We start from the raw sequence: 16,505 nt of genomic DNA, 5'->3' as shown, positions 1-16,505 counted from the left end.
AGAAACAAAAAGACCGCCCCCAGGCGGTCTTCCTGATGTTCTGAAAGCCCGGTTATCAGACCCTGGTGAGTGCGGTCTGGTCGCGGCGACGATAAGTCATGAAACCAACACCGCAGAAGCCAAGGATCATCATTGCCCAGGTGGAAGGTTCTGGCACCGCGCTCACCGTGGTAACAGTGACGTTGTCGAATGCAGAACTGAAATCCTCACGTGGATCGCCACTCAGGAAGGTGAAAGTAGCGGAATCAGAGACACCAAAACCCTGGTAGACGTAATTATTCCAGACTTGCGTGATGCTGCCGTTCGTGACTGAGCTGTCAGAGTTGACAGCGGAGAACTTCTGCACGTTATCGACGAGCAGATTGACAGTGGTCGTCGATCCGAACACCCCTTCAGGATCAATAACGTTTCCAACCCAAAAGGAAACGAGATACGTTTTCCCTAAGAGGCCAGAAACCGTTACCTTGACGCCTTCGTTGCCGTTGGCATCTTGGCCTGCCAAGTCTGCCCATTGGTTGCCCGACTGAGCAGGAAAGTGAATTCCGTTCTGCGTAAAGTTTGTTGTTACGACAGAAACGGCATCAGGCCTGTTTGGGGGAGCAACGACAGTCCACGGCCCGATCGCGGCGCCGGTACCGTAGTTGTCGTATCCTCCCGAGCTTCCGCTCGGCCCGGAGTGGTTCACCACCTGTGTCTCGAAACCGTCCGAAAACACTAGGGTGTTTGCCTGGGCAACCGTGGCGAAACTAGAAGCAGCCAAGCATGCGGTAAGTGACGCAATTGAAAAGGCAGATCCAAAGCGCATCGAAATCTCCTGACCTATCCAACCAAAAAAAGTAATCAGTGATACCGGCTATCTCTGAAGACTACACTCACGGGTGAAAGAGTCAAAAATTTCGCGCTTGTGCAATAGTGCACGCAGGAACCGACCATCGCCGAGACAATCCGTTCCTCACCCACGCGCTACGGCTTGCGCCGACGTTGTGCGCTGACCGTGTGTATCGTGAGAGTCATGCCTTTCGAGTCTTGCAAAACTTCGGCAGATGTCCACCTGTTGGCCAGTCCGAGCTGATGAGGACGGTCCCCGCTCCTCCAGAAGGCAGGACAGAGTAATCGCTGACGGGTGGCGTTGCCGCACACAGCGGTGACGTGAGGCCCGTTAAGTGGGCAGGCTAGGCAAACTCAAATGCTGCAAGACCGAAAGCGCTGTTGAAGAGAAAGCTGTCGGAAGGTGAAATCAGTCGAGGCAGGCGCCGATGAACGTCACTGGAGAACCAATTGGATGTTGTTGCTACGGCGCCGATAAGAGATGAACCCCACTCCGAAGAAGCCCGCGATCATCATGATCCAGGTGGAGGGCTCAGGGACGGCGGCGAGAAACTGAACCTCGCTCAACATGATCCATGGCTCAAGCTTCGGATCCCATGCATTCTCCTGGAAGCCACTTAGCGGATCGTTGAATGTCTTGGTGCTCGCATTCCAATATGTGTTCTCATAATCGTATCCATCCTTTTCAAGCATGCCTCGGAAGAGTTGAAGCGTAAAAAGGTCGCTCGAAGAGATCGCCTGGTTCAAGCTGATCGTAATGACGTCCGTGTACGAGCCGAAAGGATTGCTGCCCTTATAGGGCGAAAGGGTTTCGGTGTACTGGGACGGGTCGAGGACGGTCGAACCGATCGTCACGGCCACGTTGCCGGGAGCTCCAACCAATCCCAGAGAATTATTGGCAGCGACATAAAGGTTGATCTGGCTGACCAAAGATCCGCTCGCCAGATGGAAAGCAATCGTCGGGTCTTGATATTTCCAACCGACATACTGGCTCGGCTGGCCGTTGAGTGAGCCGTAGTAGGGTGACGCCGCCGTCGTCCAACCATTTGAGATCGTGCCGTTAGAGCCGCTAACGAGCGAATAGTTGTCGGTTGCGATAACCCCATCCGCCAGCATCCCCTTGCCGCCGGTTAGAACGTTGGTCGCATTCGAATTGTTTGGAATGGAGCTGGACGATCCATTCACTCCCGCCATGGGATCGGGGGTCGGCTTGCCGGTCTTGGTGTAGGAGAAGTCGAAATAATTCTGACCGCCGGTTGGCGTCGTGTATTGGTTGGCGCCATTTCCATTGACCATGTCATAGCTGGTCACCGTCACAACGCCCGCAAGCGCGGACGACGACGCCAGACCAGCGGCCAGAAACGCAGCGAACGAAAACGAGCGAGACAGCATTCCAAATCTCCAGCAGTGCCCGAACGCGGACCCTTTAACCCGTTGTTTAGCCTGTTCCCGACCCCATGTCGTTAATTTGGCGGCAACCGGACAGCTTTTTTTTAAATACCAACTGTAACGTTAAGGCTCTGATGCCCACCGGCTCTGCGGCCTTAGTTCTTCCGACCACGATTCTGGTTCAAAGGATTTGGCACGGGCTCGAATTCATAGGTGTAGCCATCCGAGGCAACACCCTTGAACACCAGAAATCCCCGCGGGGTCACGATGATATCGCCCTCACGAAGAAGCCCGTCGTTCTTGGCGATGTCGACAGCGATGTTCTGGGCTTCTTCCGCGCTCGGCGCGGGCCGCTTGATGCGCGTCGCTTCCGCCGCGGCACACCCGACCCAATCCAGGAGAAGCATCGCGAGGCCGACGATTAAATAGGACGGCCGCGCATTTGAATTGGCCACGGATGAAACCTGCTCAGGATGTACGCGACAAATAGACGACAAGGCCGCGCCTCCGAAGAAGGTCGGACATCGACTCCGCCCCAGCCAAGCCGGACGAGAGCCGCTTCGCGAAAGCTACGGCGCGGCGTTGTCTTTTTCCGTTCAATCAAGCTCCCCAGCTTGTGCCGGTCGCTTGCCCCGCCATCGACCGATAGATCGCCAATCCGAGGGCGGCCGTCGCGACTCCACACGTGAGGAGAAAGCTGCCGGATGCCGGAAAGCAATTGATGCAAGTACCAATAACGTCCATCGCGCTTATCCTTGTTAGGCACAGGCGCCCGCCCACCGCTTTAAAGCCGAAACACCACCCCGAAACGAGAAAGGCCGCCAAAAATGGCGGCCCTTCGTTAGTCAACGTATCTTTGCATTTACGCGAGACGGAACGAAGCGCCGCCCGTCTTGCTGCTCTTGCGATAGCCGAGGAAGCCAAGGCCCAAGAATCCGAGGAGCATCATGGCCCAGGTAGCCGGCTCGGGAACCGCGGCAACAGTCAGGTTGTCAAATTCGAATGCGGCCTGACCCGACGTAAAATCGAGGCTCGCGATGTTCTTCGAACCAAAGATGTTAACGTACGAAGTTCCACCCGGCCCCTGATTGCCGTTGGCCGGGTCGAGTATGGCGAAGTGAGCGGCATCGATTACTTCAGAAGTGCCGCCGACATAGTTTAGCGTGATCGAATTATATTTATCAATGGACCCCCAAAGCAGTCCAACGTAGCTTGAACCACCGGACAGCGTAAGCGAAGCAGTCTGCGGAGAGATAAACGAGCCGACCGTGAAATAGTTGGTAGTATCACCGGACGGGGCAGCATACTGCCCGCTAGATGAGCCATTCACGACATTGCCGCCAGCAGCAAACGGGGAGCTTGAATTGAAATCGTAGGTCGTTCCGAAGGCCGAAGTCGTGCCAGAGCCGTCTCCAGCAGCGACACCACCCAACGTCACGACAGCGGCGTTTGCGCTGCCTGCCACGGCCATGCCGACAGCAAATGCGAGCGCGGGGAGCAATTTAGTCATCTCAAAGCCTCCATGGAGAAACACAATTCAGGTAGTTTTACGTAACCAAATATTCACTAAGAGCGATGCAGCTCCGCGTCAAGCAAAATTAAAGGGAACTTTAAAAATAAAATTAATTGATTTAATAATAAGCAGCATCCTAGTGCTGGCTGGGCCCTTCGCAATCAGGCCGAAATCTCGGTATTTGGTAATGGCGCGAGTTTGACACTAGAAGAGGCGCCCCACGGAGCGCCCCCTTCATTGTCGACTCGCTGGGAATTCAGACCGCGAGAGTCTGCGACCGGCGCCGATAAGCCAGAGCGCCTACTCCGAGGAAGCCGAAAATCATCATTGCCCAAGTGGACGGCTCGGGAACGGCCGACACCGAAACATTGTCAAGAAGGTTGCCGACGTTCGGATTGCCGCCAGCGAGATCGGTAAAACTCAGCTTTCCGCCCGCCGTGGTAAAATAGAACGAATAAGTTGCGAGAGCGTCGGTAAGATCGAGCGTGATCGACTCCGACGTCCCACCGAGCGAGAACAGGATCTGCGTCGTGTGCTGGTCGGGATCGACGTTGCCCGCACCACCTTGGCTGCCCGCGAGCTGGAAACTGACCAGATAAGTCCCGGAACCAAAATTCATCTTAGTCGTCAGCTGACCTGGCTGGCCGGTCGAACATAATTGCCATTGCCGGTAGGCAGGAAAGCGTAAGGTCCGCCGTCGCCAATCACGTCGACTGACCCTGACGTGACCGTCCAGTTCGTAAACAACGTTTGGTTGAGCGATTGCGTGGTTGCGGCATTAAAGTCGTCTTGAAAGACCAGAATCGCTGCTTGAGAAGCCTGCGAACAGGCGAGCGCGGAAATAACAACCAAACCGGGCAAAAGGCGCTTCACGCGACGTCTCCTATTATCAAATTATTGACCATCAATAGAGAAGCAGACAAAAGGCTGTCAAAAGGTAATTTAATTGCGGCGAGCTGAATTTAAACAATCCAACTCGCGCTCATCCAATGTCTCGGCTCAGCGGAGCCTAGCGAGACGCTTCTGACTAGGCTCGGGACGACCGACGAACGGCCTGCCCCAAGATGCCAACCCCGAGGAAGCCAATCAGCATCATGGCCCAGCTTGAAAGCTCGGGTACAGGACTTACAGCTGAGAAATTCAAGGTCCCCGCGACGCCTGGACAATATAGGTTTTGAGGACACTCCAGCCCAGCGTCAGAAGCCGGTGTATTCGGGCCGTCGGGCAGCCACGTTACGAAGAACGCTCCAGGATTGAAATACAGGCCGCCATAATTACCACCTGTGCCGAATGAAAACAGAACGCCATCGAACGTGAACGCCCCCGCGAGGAACAGATTGTCGTAGGAGAAGTATCTGTATGGATCCCCGGGCGCGGGATAAAAGTAGTTCGTACCTAAAGTGTAGTCGGCCGGCACGAGACCGTTAATCCCTTCCGTTACAGCACCTGTTACAACGTTCCCCGTTATCGACTGCAGCTGACCATTCGACTGATCGTAAGTAAATTTGCCCGCAACGCTGTGGCCCGAAGTGCTAAAGGTGAAGCTTTCCGTCAAATAGGTGCTCGCCCTAGCCGGCATGACGATCAGCGAAGCGCCTACAATCGCAGCCCCAAAGAGCCTGGTAATCCTCATTGTTGTTTTCCCCATCCGAATTTTAGAGCTTCGCTTGATCGCGAGCACGCAATGCATGCGTAATCGACACGAGATATCTCTCGTGCACGTCGGGTCTGAACTGTTGGGCTACTGACGCGAACGCTACTGATTCGGAACGTTTATTATAGCGGAACGCACTTCCTTGCGCGCTCGCCAAATTTCTTTTTGGAGCCACAATTCGGCTTCTCACTATCCCCCCGTGTCGTCAGGATGCCGACCTGAACTTATCCATGCTTAGGGATATCGTTGCCGCAAAACGATTTTGACGCCTGTCGGCGCTATCCAGGAACTCGAGTTTAGTTAGCTCTGCCAAAGCTTGGGCTACGCAAACAACTTCGGTTGGCCCAGACAAATTCGAGCTACGCTCGACCATATCGTCGGCCGCATTAAGCGCCGCAAGCAAGACTCGCGTGATCGAATCGGGCATCTGGTTCGACATCTCTTTCGGAACCTCTACAGAGCCGGCATGCCCACTTACATCGAGTGCTCTGAGTCTTGAAGCAGCAAGCGCTTGCTTAAGGAATATCTTGCCACACCGTGACATTTCTGCAGCAGCGGCAAGTACTCAGTCGACAGCCGGAAGGAAGAACTCTGCAGAAGCTGGCTGGCAGGATTCAATCCCGCATCTTGCGAGCGATAATTGACTGCCGCGTCAGGCTGCCCGGGTTGACAGTTTCCAGAGGCACGGCCGACTCTCGTCGGGATTCGAAGCAGACGCTGGTTCGATAAGTGCCTCGCGGTGTTCTCCACCAAAGTGAACGTGCAACCTGGGCCGACAAGAGCGGCGACTGGCCAGCTCTGCGAGCACCTCCCCCAAGACATCCGACGAGATGAGTCAGAAAAAAAAGCCGCCATCCGGCGGCTTTCTCGATTTTGCGCAGCTCAACCGGTTATTAGGCAAGCCGAAGCGATGCGCCAGTCCGACGACGGTAAGCGATGAAACCGAGACCAAAGAAGCCAAGTGTCATCATGGCCCAGGTGGCCGGCTCCGGAACGGCGGTGATGACGCCGGTGATCGTGCCGCCGTCAAATTGCCCCGCGGTAGTGAGGCCATTGTATGTGAAGGAATAGTTATAGACACCATTCGCGTATGTGAAGGTCCCGATTTGAATCACGGGATTCGTGACCGGTACGTTGAGAGAGTACGCTCCGCCGGTGGAATGCACACCATCCGTAAACGACCAACCACCTCCGAAAAACGTCCCGCTGATTGTAGCTGTAATAGTTTCCGGCGTTCCGGCATGAACCGGCTCGGGCGAGATATTGATGATCACTGACGCTTGTGCCGCCCCCACAGACACGACAAATCCCACGATGGCCGCGAGAAGAAGCTTTAAAGATGACATTTGATTCGCCCCTTGCAATTTACCAAGCTTGGTATCACTGGCCGATAACTCCCTGTCAATCATAAATGTTGCGGTGCACACAAACGTTGCGGCCTTGCACAATTTCCATGCAGTTGGAGATGTAGGGGACCCCACTCGAGTCACTCGGCTGAGTAGGCCTCAGCTGAGTCGGTTAATATCAAAACCGCCGAGATCTGGTTTAACATTGGCCTTGGTTGGCATGGCACAGCGCTGGGGCTATTCCGGTCTACTGCGATCAGTGCGTACCCACTCGGAAGAGCTCCGACGCACAAGACGTCCCAAGAGACGGAACCTTTGCAAGACTTGCCCCAGCACGAAAGGAATTTGCGACGCCGGCAAAATGTCCCGGCCGAATTTCAGCCAAGCGAAGGCCAGCGCGCCGGCAAGCAACGAGAAGTTCAAAAAGGCCAACACTGTGGGAAGCAACGCCCCTCCGAGCCACGCATAGATGCCTCCCAGCGCCACCATGCCCAACGCTATCAATATGAGAAGCGACAATGGGGGCACGAGGAGATCACACGCGAGAACCAGCGCGTCCAAATTGCGCGTCGCGATCGACGCCGCCACCAGCCGGGGGACGTAACCCCCGATCATGCGCAAGTGCCCCTCGATCCAACGTTTCCGCTGACTTTCAGCACCTCGCTCTGTTGCTGCAAACGCGCTGGTTAGTCGGACTGTCGGCAGGAAGCGAACTGGTGTGCCGCTTAAAGCGAGGTCCAATCCCAACTTCAAATCCTCGACGAGGTTGCCGCTGGCAAGCGGCGCTAACTCAATCACCCCCCAGGGGAACATCATTCCGGCGCCCATCAGTTGTACCGGTCGGCCAAAATGATGGAGCCCCAGTGGCCTTATCCAATTCTTCAGCCGCCAAGCTAACTCTACGACAAGCTGGTTGACCTGAAAGCCCTCCGCACCCGTCATGAGATGAAGCGTCTGAACAGGCTGGCCCGTTTGTGCACAATGGTCCAGCGTCTTTGGGCCGAAGTCCGGCTGCAGCCTACAATCCGCATCCACGAAGAGAACGAATTCAGGCGGATCGTCTCTTAAAGGCGCGATGGCCCATGCCAGTGCGTAACCCTTCCCGCGTCGATCAGGCTCATTGCGCAGGAGCACCTCCGCGCCTTGTGCGGCCGAAACTGCTGCCGTATCGTCGTTGCAATTGTCGGCCACCACGAGCAGACGATCGCACTCTCTTAATTGAGGGATGAGGTCCATCAAGGTGGGAAGGATGCTGCAACTTTCGTTGTGAGCCGGTACGACAATGACCACGGGGCCGGGCGTTTGGGGGATTTGCAAATATTCCTTATGGCGCGCCACGACCGCTCCCACCACTTCAACAAAGAGCACCAGCGTAGGAATTAACGCCAGGGCAATTTAATGCTATAAGAAATACCAACATCCATTGCTTTCCGCAGAGCCGAGGATACTCATTGGAGCCAACAATCCTCCAGCAATAACAGTCTGGTCGCTGTACTAAGCTTACGAAGCTACAAACAGGACGATCCAACAGTCAAATTCCCATTGCCCAGTTCGAAGACACCTCAAGATCGAACCAATGAAAATCGCCTATCTAGTTAATCGCTACCCGGCAGTCAGCCACAGCTTTATCCGAAGAGAGGTCCTCGCGCTCGAACGTCAAGGGCACGAGATCTTGCGCATCTCAATCCGAGGTGGCAACGAGGACCCTCTCAGCCCAGAAGATAAGATCGAAGCGCAGCGCACACATTTCGTCCTTCATCGGGGCGGCAGGAGCCTTCTGCTCGCATTCTTTCGTGTGCTTACGGCGCGACCAGTTCACATGGTTAACGCTCTGGCCTTGGTATGGAAGCTGGGGCGACGGGCGGAACGACCGCTTCCGGTCCACCTTGTTTATCTGATGGAGGCGTGCCTGATCTATCTTTTGTTGCGAGCCGAAAACGCGCAGCATCTTCACGCGCATTTCGGCACCAACTCCGCTGAAGTTGCGATGTTGACCCACGCGTTGGGCGGGCCACCTTGGAGCTTCACAGCCCACGGTCCGGAGGAATTCGACAAGGCCGGTTTCATTGGCTTGGCAGAAAAGATTCGGTCCGCAAGCTTTGTTGTTGCAATCAGCTCGTTTGGACGCAGTCAACTTTTCCGTCAAGTCGGCTATGAACAATGGAAAAAAGTAAGGGTTGTGAGGTGCGGCCTTGAGCCCGGCTTCTACGAGCATGACACAACGAGGCAGCCGACGGAGATACCCCGACTTGTTTGTGTCGGAAGACTCTCTGAGCAGAAAGGGCAGCTATTGCTGCTGCAGGCTGCAAGACGGCTTCTAGACGCCGGTGTCAAATTCGAGCTTGTTCTTGCCGGCGATGGCGAGATGAGAGCAGAGCTGGAGCACAGCATCGCGCAACTCCAATTGCAGGCGGTCGTGCGAATTACGGGCTGGATCACAAGCGATCAGGTCCGGGGGCACATCCTGGCCTCCAGGGCCCTGGTCTTACCAAGCTTCGCAGAGGGCCTTCCCGTCGTACTCATGGAAGCCATGGCGCTGCGACGTCCCGTGATCAGCACTTTCGTCGCGGGTATTCCTGAATTGGTCGAGCCGGGCAAGCACGGCTGGCTTGTTCCCGCGGGAGATGTGGACAGCCTTGCGACCGCCATGCAGGCTTGCCTCCAATGCTCCGATGAGGAGATCGAAAGCATGGGAGAGAGCGCTCGAACAAAAGTCATCGATCTTCACGACATCGATCGTGAGTCCCTGCGTTTAGCCGAACTGTTTCAGGCAGCGTAGTTGAAACAGGCCTAGCTCTTTCGTGAGCGGTCGTAATCAGAGCCGACTTTCGACTACCTCCAGAAACTCGACCGCTCCCCCAGGATGCTCTTCTGCAAACACTCCCACGACGAGACGCCCCGTCTTCCAGGCCATTGCATCCAAGTTTGTCTTGCCACTTGACACTAAAGGTGCCCGTTCGTCCGCGTCATGTCCGTGGACAACATGCCGGCTGCCATACCCCGACGCCCCTCGCTTAGGATAGCGCTTCCATAGCAGCGTCCGTTCGCTTTGCTGGCTGAGAGGAAGCCGTGAATCCAATCCTGCATGCACAAATACGCGCTTCGAGTCGGCAAACAGGGTCGGAAGCTCAGCAATCCATGCCAGGTGATGCGGTGGAACCACAGTCCGAAGCGGCATGCCGGGAAGGAATTCGCCGTAGGAAGCCAATGTCTCGTTGCCCCCGTTCTCGATCCACCACGTAGCTTCGACAAGATTGTTGCAAGCCTCCCACATCATCGCCTCGTGATTCCCCTTCAAGGCCGTTAGCTGCAAATTCGGAAACGACCACCGCATCAGGAATTCGATCACTTCGCGGCTGTTCGGTCCTCGATCAACGTAGTCGCCCAGGGTGATGACACGCGCCGTCTGATGACCGACATGCTCGAGAATCCGCGACAGCGCCCGCTCGAGTAAATCGAGCCGGCCGTGGAGGTCAGGAATGGCATAGGTAAGACTCATGGTCAGCCCTTAAGAGAGCCACCGTGTCGCGGCGGATTTCCTGAGAGAACCGCATCAATTGGGCCCGACATTAGGCTAGAACCTTTGTCGGCGCCCCTACCCCACTTAGTCTTGGATAACGGAGCTCAAGATCACCGGCGGGCGTGTCACGTAGCAGCCACTTTGCCCCGCGATCTCGTGACGAGGCTACCGACAATTCCGAGAACACCGTCGAAAGCGAACAGGAGGAGAAGCGCCACCACAAACAGGCTGATTCCTGTCAGATCATGAACGGTGCCCTCGATGAGATCAGGGCCGCCATAGTAGGCCATCAGCACCAGCGCAAACACGCGGAAAAAGTTGGCGAGGATCGTAATAGGAATGATCCCCAATATGAGCATGAAGCTGCGGAGCTTTTCTTTCCATCTGAATGCGTAGACGTAAAACACCCCGATCGCGGACAAGGCGAAAATCGAGTTCATGCCGGAGCAAGCATCCTTGACCAGGAGCTGATAGGATCCGATCATGATCATGACGCCGTTCTGCGCGACAGGGAAGCCCGCAGCGTAAAGGACTCGGGTCACCGTATCGGAAATGAAGACCTTCAACGGGACCGTCATTGCGTCGACGAGCCAGTCAGGCATCGGCACCGCGAAGACCAGAAAGCTGAGCGGAAAGGCCAAGGCCCGAAGCGTAGGCCAACCCGCGCAGATCAGGATCGATCCAACGATCACCGGCAAGATCGACCCCATTTCGACGGTCAGCAGCCCTTGCTGCAACCGCGAAAGGTACAAAAACACCAATCCGATGGCCAAGATGGCCCAACCCATGAGCGGTGCAGGTGCGACCTTGGCGCGCATCACGCGGTCGCGCGATTGCCAAATCAGCCACAGCGTCGCCGCGATGATAAGGGGACCGTGGCCCTCCTGTTCCGTCTGCCATGGGCCGTTAATCAAGCCTCGAATGGTGGGCATGTAGGCGCCGAGGATGGCCACCCCCATCAGTACAGGACCGAGAAGGGAAGCGGACAGACCAGTTCCAAGCGACTTGCGAATATGGATATCGGTCATCAATTCAAGCTCTGTGATTAAATATAATCCACATGGGCGTAGAAACTAGCATCCCTTGCGTGCGCCAACAATCGGCTATCTCTTGATGACAAGAGCGGCAAACCCAATTCCCGCCAGGATCAAGACCCCGCCGAGGATATATTGTCCGGCATTGCCGACCTGATTGGCGACGGCAAACACGATACCGGACAGCATAAAATACACCAGAGTCCGGATCTCGCGGTCGGAGAACTGAAAGAACGCGATGACCAGTCCGACAAAGCTCGTAACGGTGACGACGTCAAATAGTGTTGCCATGTTCCACGCTGGTGAAAAGAGAATGGCTGGGCGGATGAACCTGAATGCCGGTCATTGCGACTTGGGCTCCCCCTGCTTCATGAGGTCGGCGTACTCGCCCTCGTACTTGGCTTCGAGTTTCGCCGAATAGGCCGCAAGGCCCAATTCTGCTGCGAGGGCGTCCGAGCGGATCATCTGCCGCGCCAGATTGACAGCGGCATCTCCTTCGATCGGACGAGGTTCTTCGGCCCTGACCTTGAAGAAGAGCCCGTTTGAACCGACCCTGGTGAAGAAGATGTCGTCGTCCTTCCGCTTTTGAATTAATCCGACAAGCTCCTCAGGCAGGTCGCTGCTCGAGAGGACGCCGAGCTGGCGACCATGTGGAATTCCGCTTGTTGTCAGTTGCTGAAGAAGTTCGTCCAGCGATTTGGCGTCCTTGTTGGCGTTTACAAAATTCTGGGTGGCAGGCGTGAGCGGAATGACGACTTCGTCGACGCTGAACAGCTTGCGATCGGCGAACTTCCATGTGTTTTTCGCGACGTAGCGGTCGATATCGGCTTTGGTCGGCGCTTTGGCTGATGCTGCGCGGTTCAGCACCGCGTTGCCAAGAACCTGCTCACGCACGCGCAATAAATCCAACAGGACTCCCGGCTCGCGGTCCAGTTTCGCGTTCATGGCCTGCTGCAGCAAATACTTGCGAACAACGATCTCACCGAGGACGCGCTTCAGAACCTCTGGATCTTTCTGTTTGTCCGGTGTGATGCCGGCCAGCCTGAACTCATTGTCAAGCTCCTGCGTCGTAATGACCTCGTTGCCTACTCGAGCAACCACCTGCCCTTTTGTGGCAGCTGCCTTTTCCCCGCTTTGTTGACCGCATGAGGCCAAGGCAAGACCGGACGCGGTTAGGATCAGAGCCAGACTCCAAGTGCGCAAATTGGCAAGCCTTTTCACCTGACGCTCCGTGTTTGCAGTTGGTAATGATACGCGCCGAGTGAGAGACTTGCTCGGAACAGGAAATGTAAGCTCAATCATTAAGTGGCTAGAGCGCAGCCGTCGAGACACGAGGTTGAGCCGGGCTGAAATTCAGATATTTAGATTAATTCCGGGATTTATGGACAATGAACCCCTTGTGACGATTTCGTGAGGTAATTCAGGGCTATCGCCCCTATATTTTGAGCCGGTGGACGGCTATCGATTGTTTGAATAGGAGCTACACAATGAAGTCCAACCGAGTTGGGGTTGTTCTCGCGGCAATTGCAATTGCGGGGACCGCTATAGCTGCCGAGATGTTTGCGCCACGGCAATTGATGGCCCGTACCACGGCTTCCCAAAGCCTGGAAACGGTCATTCCGAAACAGTTCGCTAACTGGAAGCTTGTCCCCGAGATCAGCCCGGTCAAGCCGGTGGACCCCGAAGCCTTTGTGCAGCCCCCGGATCCCCTCTCCGCGAAAGTTTACAGCCAGGAAGTGGCACGGGGCTACACGGATGGTGCCGGTCACATCGTCATGCTGCTGGTCGCATACGGCCCCGTGCAAAATTATAAGCTCAAGGCGCACCGCCCCGAGATCTGCTATACGGCTAACGGATTTCGCGTGTCCGACAAGAACAGCTCCAGCCTGGACTATTCCGGCGGGTCACTGAAAGTCACCAGGTTGATTGCAGAGCGCGAGTCGCGCTTCGAGCCTATCACCTACTGGATGAAGATCGGCGATGACATCTCAAACGGGGTCGTCGACAATCAGATCAGCCGTTTGAAATACGGCTTACGCGGCATCCTTCCCGACGGGTCCTTGTTCAGAATATCGACGATCGGCCTGAGCAAGGAAGCTTCGTTCAAATTGCAGGATCAATTCATCAAGGATTTGCTGGTTGCGCTGCCTGCCCAGGAAAGAGGCTTCTTCCTGGGAAAATCCTGATTGCCCTGGATCACGATGCGCTCGGTAGGCAGGTACAACACAGGTGATCATTCTCCCTCCGCAGGTCGCAGAGCAGCTGGTTCCTTTGTTGGGCTCTTGGTGTACCTGACGTTGCAGCTCCCGACGGCTGGAGCGGCTACCGCACAGATGCCGGAAGATACTCTGCTTGCTTATGCGGTGAATATCCACCAGACCCCCATGCAGACATGGGGGCCTGGCTACGGCATTTTTCTTGGAAAAGGCAAATTCCTGACGGCGGCTCACGTGGGGGGGCGAACCTGGTTCACACGGCCAAAAGTCACGATCGCCGATCATGAGTACCCCACCCAGGTCGTCAAGGAGGGCAAGCTCGAGGGAACGGACCTCACTTTGCTGGCCGTAGAAGAAAACCTCTTGCCCATGCGGTTGAGGCTACGGCGCCTGCGTCTGTGTGACGCTCCGCCTCGACCAGGCCAGGAGGTCGTCACTGTCATCCCTGAAGCCGTCGTTCGCTCTCACATCATTGCCCCTGACCGAATTCCGCTGGGAGCGCGGCGCTTCAGCACAGCCATTGTGGACGTGGCTAAGACGGGCAACTCGGGATCAGGCGTTTTTGACGTGAAGGAGAAGTGCCTGCTTGGCATTATGAGCCGCAAGATCAGCCAAAAGCGGATCAATCAGGTAACGAAAAAAGAAGAAAACTACGACGTCGCGAAGTACTTCGTACCTGCGGCAGAGATTGCGGCCTTCGTTCCCCCGGGAACGTTTGATGCACAATGAGAGGAAGCGTCGACCCGCTTAGTCTATCCCTCTAATAATAAGACCCGTAGTAGGTATCCACATCTTCCGACACCTTGTTCACGACCACGCGCACGACCGGGACGCGTTCTAGGTGTTTCTGACATTCTTTGACGTCAGCCACGGATGAGCTTCCCACGCCGGTCACGAGCAATACTGCATCCATGCGAGGCAGTATGGAAATTACATCATCGCCGAGCAGCATTGGGGGCAGATCGAAGATCACGGTATGGGACCGAAACTCCCGCTTGATTGCCTGAAGCAACGTCGTCATCGTCTGTGAGGACATCCATTCAGAGGAACCGGACGTCGGTACCGAGCCGGGCAATAGGAACAGGCTGTTAGGTCCCACTCCCGCTTTGATGACAGCGGACGAAATCGGCACCTGCCCGTCCAGCACACTCAGCACCCCGCCGCTCGGCGGCAAGCCGAGGTAGTTTGCAACCATTGGCTTTCGTAGATCGAGATCCACAACCACCGCAGAACGTTCAGGAAGCCTCGCAATACTCATCGCCAGATTGCATGCGGTCACGGTTTTTCCGCATCCAGCTGTTGGCGAGGTAATGGCTAGGAATTGCCAGTTCTTCTTGTCCATCTCCTGAAGCACTTGGGTCCGCAGCATGTCGTAGTAGCGAACGCTTTCGCTGCCGGTCGCGAACGCCACAATGCGATTGGCCTCGAGATGATCCACATCGAGGCGAACTTCGCGCGTGGACGCAGCCTCTTGCCCCGTTGCAATCGGCTTCGATCCACCGATGAACTCCTGATGTGCCAGACTGTCACCGGAGCGCGCCAGCTCCACGGCCTGCTTGATCGAGTCCATGGGAACCTCTGAGTTACCGGAAGAGCCCTGCCCGCGCCTTGGCGAGCATGAGATCGAGTGGTGGCAGGAAGACGTAAGCGCCGCCAATGAGGCTGACCACAATCACGACCGCCAGCACGATTGCCGCGATCTTGCGGCGCTTCGCGCGGCGCAACTCGGCCTTCGTTGCGATATAAGGAATCGGGACGATAAGACGGTTGTCAACAATGGTGAACAAATCGCTGCTGCGCCTGACAGCCTTGTCGGTCAGTTCAAGGACAAAGGAGAGGCCCGCGCCGGCTGCCAACGCGAACGCAATGGTGAGGGCTAGCAGCTTCGGGCGATGCGGCTTGATGGGTTCCTGAGGAGCGGTGGGCTGCTCGATCACCTCGAGCTTTTCGGACTGCTGGTCCTTCTCGAGAGTTTCGCCAAGCCTCGCGGCCATCAGCTTGGCCGTGGCAGCTTCGAGGTTCTTTTGTAGACCCTCCTGCTGTGCAACAAGGGCATCCAGGCTTGCAGCCGCCGCAGCGTCGTTTCCATTCGCTGCCGGCGGTTGAGCCACATTCTCCATCGCCTTGATTTGGCGCTTTAACGTTTGGATCATCGGATGCTTGTCCGAATAAAGCGCGCTCTTCTGGACTAGCTCCGCCTTCATTTGCGCAAGCGTGCTGGGCGGCTGATCCTGACCGGACCCCGTTGCAGGTTTGCCCTGAGCAATCCGAATCTGAGCAATCTTCGCATCTAGCGCCGTATTCTCGGTCTGCAGACGTTGGACCTCTCGAGACAGAAAGCGCGATGTATCGGTCGCACGGCTGGTTCGGTCGCGAAGGTCTTCATTCAAAATTCGCGTCATCAGCTCGTTGGCAACACGAGCCGCAACGGCTGGATCCCCATATTCAAAACCAACCGAAAAGACGATCGTCGGATTCTCTAAAGCCGCCCGCGTCTGTCGCTTGAAATCCAGGATCGGATCGACTGGCGCGATCTTCGTGGATTTCTTCATCAGGTCGACCAACTCGGTGACCGACATCAGTGTGCGCTTCTCAGGAAAAAGCTGGAATTTGTCAGCAATCGCAATGAGATTGTCGCGCGTCATCGTGCGCTGCTGGATAACCTGGATTCGCTCTTGCGCGGCGCTTGTCACCGTCGGCCGCACGAGTTCCGTGGGAATCTGCTGTGACTGGACGAGGATCTTGCCTTCGGAAAGGTAGGTCGGCGGCCAGATCAGCACGGCCGCGGTTCCTGCCGCTGCAATCAAGAAAAACGGAACCAGGAAAACGATCCAACGTCGTTTGATAATGTCCAAATAGTAGGACGGTCTCAACAGATGGGACCGGTCCTGTTCCACCGGAGCGTCAAAACTGTCTTCGAAATCAATCTTCTGCAGCATGGTCTTATGGAACCCGGTTGCTCACGACCTGCAAAGCGTCGAAACGTCTCTCAGTGGGCCCAGTCC

General features: G+C 56.0%; 16 protein-coding genes and 2 pseudogenes. 3 read left to right on the top strand and 15 right to left on the bottom strand.

All coding sequences use genetic code 11. The features are described from left to right. Positions 1–55: 55 nt before the first annotated feature. The 9 genes and pseudogenes from AC0L3J_RS29275 to AC0L3J_RS29235 all read right to left on the bottom strand — a co-directional run bounded on the left by AC0L3J_RS29275 (position 56) and on the right by AC0L3J_RS29235 (position 8,068). Positions 56–805: a PEPxxWA-CTERM sorting domain-containing protein gene (locus tag AC0L3J_RS29275; RefSeq protein ID WP_473349316.1), complete on the bottom strand. Its 750-nt coding sequence runs from the start codon at positions 803–805 to the stop codon at positions 56–58. A 458-nt stretch (positions 806–1,263) separates the two neighbouring features. After that, on the bottom strand, positions 1,264–2,220 hold the full coding sequence (locus AC0L3J_RS29270) for a PEP-CTERM sorting domain-containing protein (RefSeq protein ID WP_473349315.1): 957 nt from the start codon (positions 2,218–2,220) through the stop codon (positions 1,264–1,266). Positions 2,221–2,372: 152 nt separating this feature from the next. Further along, positions 2,373–2,672, bottom strand: a complete 300-nt coding sequence (locus AC0L3J_RS29265) for a hypothetical protein (RefSeq protein WP_473349314.1) — start codon at positions 2,670–2,672, stop codon at positions 2,373–2,375. 407 nt (positions 2,673–3,079) lie between these two features. Then, on the bottom strand, positions 3,080–3,727 hold the full coding sequence (locus AC0L3J_RS29260; RefSeq protein WP_473349313.1) for an Npun_F0296 family exosortase-dependent surface protein: 648 nt from the start codon (positions 3,725–3,727) through the stop codon (positions 3,080–3,082). Positions 3,728–3,986: 259 nt separating this feature from the next. Further along, positions 3,987–4,088: pseudogene (locus AC0L3J_RS29255) on the bottom strand (PEPxxWA-CTERM sorting domain-containing protein); the annotation flags it as partial. 269 nt (positions 4,089–4,357) lie between these two features. After that, complete coding sequence (locus AC0L3J_RS29250) at positions 4,358–4,603, bottom strand: hypothetical protein (protein WP_473349312.1); 246 nt, start codon at positions 4,601–4,603, stop codon at positions 4,358–4,360. Between the two features lie 154 nt (positions 4,604–4,757). After that, a complete protein-coding gene (locus AC0L3J_RS29245; RefSeq protein WP_473349311.1) occupies positions 4,758–5,363 on the bottom strand; it encodes a hypothetical protein in 606 nt (201 codons plus the stop codon). Positions 5,364–6,277: 914 nt separating this feature from the next. Beyond that, positions 6,278–6,385, bottom strand: a pseudogene (locus AC0L3J_RS29240) (PEP-CTERM sorting domain-containing protein); the annotation flags it as partial. A gap of 582 nt (positions 6,386–6,967) precedes the next feature. After that, positions 6,968–8,068 carry a glycosyltransferase family 2 protein gene (locus AC0L3J_RS29235; protein ID WP_473349310.1) on the bottom strand — a complete coding sequence of 367 codons (1,101 nt, stop codon included), beginning with the start codon at positions 8,066–8,068 and terminating at the stop codon, positions 6,968–6,970. Positions 8,069–8,306: 238 nt separating this feature from the next. Between AC0L3J_RS29235 and AC0L3J_RS29230 the strand changes: the two genes are divergently transcribed. After that, positions 8,307–9,509: a glycosyltransferase gene (locus AC0L3J_RS29230; RefSeq protein ID WP_473349309.1), complete on the top strand. Its 1,203-nt coding sequence runs from the start codon at positions 8,307–8,309 to the stop codon at positions 9,507–9,509. A 36-nt stretch (positions 9,510–9,545) separates the two neighbouring features. Here the strand turns inward: AC0L3J_RS29230 and AC0L3J_RS29225 are convergent, their stop codons facing one another. The 4 genes from AC0L3J_RS29225 to AC0L3J_RS29210 form a co-directional block, all read right to left on the bottom strand. Continuing rightward, entirely contained in the window at positions 9,546–10,229 is a 684-nt protein-coding gene (locus AC0L3J_RS29225; protein WP_473249253.1) for a metallophosphoesterase, read from the bottom strand. Positions 10,230–10,375: 146 nt separating this feature from the next. Next, entirely contained in the window at positions 10,376–11,278 is a 903-nt protein-coding gene (gene xrt, locus AC0L3J_RS29220) for an exosortase (RefSeq protein ID WP_473349308.1), read from the bottom strand. Between the two features lie 75 nt (positions 11,279–11,353). After that, a complete protein-coding gene (locus AC0L3J_RS29215; protein ID WP_473249251.1) occupies positions 11,354–11,575 on the bottom strand; it encodes an XrtV sorting system accessory protein in 222 nt (73 codons plus the stop codon). A gap of 51 nt (positions 11,576–11,626) precedes the next feature. After that, entirely contained in the window at positions 11,627–12,505 is an 879-nt protein-coding gene (locus AC0L3J_RS29210) for a hypothetical protein (protein WP_473349307.1), read from the bottom strand. A gap of 266 nt (positions 12,506–12,771) precedes the next feature. Here AC0L3J_RS29210 and epsI point away from each other — a divergent pair, with 266 nt between their 5' ends. Further along, entirely contained in the window at positions 12,772–13,470 is a 699-nt protein-coding gene (epsI, locus tag AC0L3J_RS29205) for an exosortase-associated protein EpsI, V-type (RefSeq protein WP_473249248.1), read from the top strand. Positions 13,471–13,617: 147 nt separating this feature from the next. Beyond that, positions 13,618–14,229 carry a serine protease family protein gene (locus tag AC0L3J_RS29200; protein ID WP_473349306.1) on the top strand — a complete coding sequence of 204 codons (612 nt, stop codon included), beginning with the start codon at positions 13,618–13,620 and terminating at the stop codon, positions 14,227–14,229. A gap of 31 nt (positions 14,230–14,260) precedes the next feature. On the opposite strand, the gene AC0L3J_RS29195 is transcribed toward AC0L3J_RS29200, so the two are convergent. Further along, a complete protein-coding gene (locus AC0L3J_RS29195) occupies positions 14,261–15,070 on the bottom strand; it encodes a CpsD/CapB family tyrosine-protein kinase (RefSeq protein ID WP_473349305.1) in 810 nt (269 codons plus the stop codon). A 13-nt stretch (positions 15,071–15,083) separates the two neighbouring features. Further along, on the bottom strand, positions 15,084–16,439 hold the full coding sequence (locus AC0L3J_RS29190) for a GumC family protein (protein WP_473349304.1): 1,356 nt from the start codon (positions 16,437–16,439) through the stop codon (positions 15,084–15,086). Positions 16,440–16,505 lie beyond the last annotated feature (66 nt).

Source organism: Bradyrhizobium sp. Kon37, from assembly GCF_055807535.1.
This window is presented reverse-complemented; position numbering and strand designations above follow the sequence as displayed.